4 protein-coding genes and 1 pseudogene are annotated in these 3,228 nt (G+C 54.9%); all 5 read left to right on the top strand.

The features are described from left to right. Positions 1–382: 50S ribosomal protein L11 (rplK, locus tag AC1DLB_RS26005; protein ID WP_477785912.1), on the top strand; the 382-nt coding region annotated here is incomplete at its 5' end. Continuing rightward, on the top strand, positions 382–1,077 hold the full coding sequence (rplA, locus tag AC1DLB_RS26010; RefSeq protein ID WP_007933725.1) for a 50S ribosomal protein L1: 696 nt from the start codon (positions 382–384) through the stop codon (positions 1,075–1,077). The genes rplK and rplA, both read left to right, overlap by 1 nt. 198 nt (positions 1,078–1,275) lie before the next feature. Beyond that, positions 1,276–1,776 (top strand): 50S ribosomal protein L10, encoded by a 501-nt coding sequence (gene rplJ, locus AC1DLB_RS26015; protein ID WP_018925653.1) that lies wholly within the window; start codon positions 1,276–1,278, stop codon positions 1,774–1,776. A gap of 78 nt (positions 1,777–1,854) precedes the next feature. Beyond that, complete coding sequence (rplL, locus tag AC1DLB_RS26020; RefSeq protein ID WP_018925654.1) at positions 1,855–2,220, top strand: 50S ribosomal protein L7/L12; 366 nt, start codon at positions 1,855–1,857, stop codon at positions 2,218–2,220. A 220-nt stretch (positions 2,221–2,440) separates the two neighbouring features. After that, positions 2,441–3,228: pseudogene (rpoB, locus tag AC1DLB_RS26025) on the top strand (DNA-directed RNA polymerase subunit beta); the annotation flags it as partial.

Raw genomic sequence — 3,228 nt, forward strand, 5'->3', positions numbered from 1 at the left:
GGCTAACCCAAGCCCACCTGTTGGTCCTGCTCTGGGTCAGCACGGCGTGAACATCATGGAATTCTGCAAGGCTTTCAACGCCCGTACTCAGGGTCTTGAGCCAGGTCTGCCGACTCCAGTGATCATCACTGTCTACAGCGACCGTAGCTTCACGTTCGAAACCAAATCCACTCCTGCTTCGGTTCTGCTGAAGAAGGCTGCTGGTCTGACTAGCGGTTCCGCTCGTCCGAACACCGTTAAGGTTGGCACTGTGACTCGTGCTCAGCTGGAAGAAATCGCGAAAACCAAAAACGCGGATCTGACTGCAGCTGATATGGAAGCAGCCGTGCGTACTATCGCCGGTTCTGCTCGTAGCATGGGCCTTAACGTGGAGGGTGTGTAATGGCTAAGCTGACCAAGCGTCAAAAGGCTATCGCCGGCAAAATCGAAGCAGGCAAGGCCTACAACTTTGTAGACGCTGCTGCTCTGCTGTCCGAGCTGTCGACTGTCAAGTTCAGCGAGTCGTTCGACGTAGCTGTGAACCTGGGTGTTGACCCGCGTAAATCCGACCAGGTCGTTCGTAGCGCTACCGTGCTGCCGCACGGTACCGGCAAGACCGTTCGCGTTGCTGTGTTCACTCAGGGTCCAGCTGCCGAGGCCGCTCTGGCTGCCGGCGCTGACCGTGTAGGTATGGACGACCTGGCTGCCGAAATGAAAGGCGGCGACCTGAACTATGACGTAGTGATCGCATCCCCGGATGCAATGCGCGTTGTAGGTCAGTTGGGTCAGATCCTCGGTCCACGTGGTCTGATGCCTAACCCTAAAGTCGGCACAGTAACTCCTGACGTAGCTACCGCGGTTAAAAACGCCAAGGCTGGTCAGGTTCGTTATCGCACCGACAAAAACGGCATCATCCACACTTCCGTTGGCAAAGTCGGCTTCGATGCCGTCAAGCTGAAGGAAAACGTTGAAGCCCTGATCGCTGATCTGAAGCGTATCAAGCCAGCTTCCTCGAAAGGTATTTACGTCAAGCGCGTTACCCTGAGCACTACTATGGGCCCAGGTCTGGTCATCGACCAGGGTTCGCTCGACGCGTAAGACGCAGGTTGGCGCAAGTAATTGCGCCAATTGAAAGATTGGGGTCCCTGCCTGGCGGGGGCTATCCAAGACCGTAGGCGACGCAAGTCTTAAACCTCAAGCCTACGCAGATGGTGCTCCCGGTTCCTTACCGAATCAGACACCAAAACGACATCCGGTTTCGACTGGATGAAACGGTAACAAGCAGGAGTTAAACCCGTGGCAATTAAACTCGAAGACAAGAAGGCCATCGTCGCTGAAGTCAACGAGGCTGCCAAAGTCGCTCTGTCCGCTGTCGTGGCTGATGCCCGTGGCGTAACAGTAGGCGCGATGACCGGACTCCGTAAAGAGGCTCGTGAAGCTGGCGTTTATGTACGTGTCGTACGTAACACCCTGCTCAAGCGCGCTGTTGCTGACACTGAATTCAGTGTCCTCAACGACGTGTTCACCGGCCCTACCCTGATTGCATTCTCCAAAGAACATCCAGGCGCTGCTGCCCGGATTTTCAAAGAGTTCGCCAAGGGTCAGGACAAGTTCGAGATCAAGGCAGCTGCGTTTGATGGCAAGTTCCTTGCCGCTAACCAGATCGACGTGTTGGCTACCCTGCCGACCCGCGACGAAGCTATTGCGAAACTGATGAGCGTGATCCAAGGCGCTACCAGCAAGCTGGCTCGTACCCTGGCAGCCGTTCGCGACCAGAAAGAAGCTGCTGCTGCCTAAGGCACAGCGAGACCTTTCAAAATCATATGTTTAATTTGATGGCTGCGTAAGCTGTCACCCCAATACAGGATTCAAGTCATGTCTCTGACTAACGAACAAATCATCGAAGCAATCGGCCAGAAAACCGTTCTGGAAGTTGTTGAGCTGATCAAAGCAATGGAAGAAACCTTCGGCGTTACCGCTGCTGTTGCTGCTGCTGGTCCAGCTGCTGCTGCCGCTGTTGTTGAAGAGCAAACTGAATTCAACGTCATGCTGACCGAAGCTGGCGAGAAGAAAGTTAACGTGATCAAGGCTGTACGTGAACTGACCGGTCTGGGCCTGAAAGAAGCCAAGGCTGTAGTTGACGGCGCTCCTGCCATGGTTCTGGAAGCTGTTGCCAAAGACGCAGCTGACAAAGCCAAAGCAGCTCTGGAAGAAGCAGGCGCTAAAGTCGAGCTGAAATAAGCATCGACTTTGCTCCTCCAGCCCGAGCGTTAAGCGAAAGGCTGATGGCTGGTGGCTCTTGCCACCGGCCTTTTTCCGTTATTGGCAGCCGACTGGGTCGGTGCTGGTAACGAGCTGTATCCACCCGATGTGGTGGCGCAAACCATGGGGTTTGCACGATTTTCTGGCTGCTCCCGTCGGGAGGGGCCAAACAAGCAGGTGACCAAGCTGGGGAACGCTGATGGCTTACTCATATACTGAGAAAAAACGTATCCGCAAGGACTTTAGCAAGTTGCCGGACGTCATGGATGTGCCGTACCTCCTGGCCATCCAGCTGGATTCGTATCGTGAATTCTTGCAAGCGGGAGCGACTAAAGATCAGTTCCGCGACGTGGGCCTGCATGCGGCCTTCAAATCCGTTTTCCCGATCATCAGCTACTCCGGCAATGCTGCGCTGGAGTACGTCGGTTATCGCCTGGGCGAACCGGCATTTGATGTCAAAGAATGCGTATTGCGCGGTGTAACTTATGCCGTACCTTTGCGGGTAAAAGTGCGCCTGATCATTTTCGACAAAGAATCGTCGAACAAAGCGATCAAGGACATCAAAGAGCAAGAAGTCTACATGGGTGAAATCCCCCTGATGACTGAGAACGGTACCTTCGTAATCAACGGTACCGAGCGTGTAATCGTTTCCCAGCTGCACCGTTCCCCGGGCGTGTTCTTCGACCACGACCGTGGCAAGACGCACAGCTCCGGCAAACTGCTGTACTCCGCGCGCATCATTCCTTACCGCGGTTCGTGGCTGGACTTCGAGTTCGACCCGAAAGATTGCGTATTTGTGCGTATCGACCGTCGCCGCAAGCTGCCTGCATCGGTACTGCTGCGCGCGCTGGGCTATACCACTGAAGAAGTGCTGGACGCGTTCTACACCACCAACGTCTTCCATGTGCAGGGTGAAAACCTCAGCCTGGAACTGGTGCCTCAGCGCCTGCGTGGTGAAATTGCTGTCCTCGATATTCAGGATGACAA

It is taken from the genome of Pseudomonas sp. 05N434, assembly GCF_056396965.1.